Origin of the sequence: Dietzia sp. CW19, from assembly GCF_014145265.1 — a bacterium.
GTDB lineage: Bacteria > Actinomycetota > Actinomycetes > Mycobacteriales > Mycobacteriaceae > Dietzia > Dietzia natronolimnaea.
On record NZ_JAALEE010000555.1, the window covers coordinates 3453 to 3883 of the forward strand.

At 70.8% G+C, this 431-nt stretch carries 1 protein-coding gene; it reads left to right on the forward strand.

Annotation, left to right across the window (positions count from 1 at the left end; genetic code table 11):
• Window positions 1-431, forward strand: a 431-nt coding sequence (locus G6021_RS15645; RefSeq protein ID WP_182641692.1) for a rhodanese-like domain-containing protein, incomplete at both ends; no start/stop codon positions are given.

Below are 431 nucleotides of genomic sequence, written 5' to 3' on the forward strand. Positions count from 1 at the left end.
CGGCAGGGTCCGGACGTCCTCGGACCGCTGGCCCCGCTGCGCCGTTACGACTCCGCGGAGGTGGCCGACGCCCTCGAGACGAACGAGGTCGTCGTCGTCGACACCCGTGGCCAGGACGAGGTCCACGCCGGCACCGTCCCCGGTGCGCTCAACATCCCCGGCGTCGACAAGGCCGCCTCCTTCGGCGCCTGGGTGTACGACCCCGAGTTTGAGGACACGCCCCTGGTGGTGCTCGCCCGGGACGTCGAGATGGCCGAGGCGTTGCGGGATCACCTGCTGCGGGTCGGCATCGACACCGTCACCGGCTACACCACCGGCCTCGAGGGTCTGCCCATGACGACCCCCGAGATGATCGGGCCCGACGAGCTGGACGCGTTCGACGCCGCCATGGTCCTAGACGTGCGGAACAAGACCGAGCACTCCGACGGCCA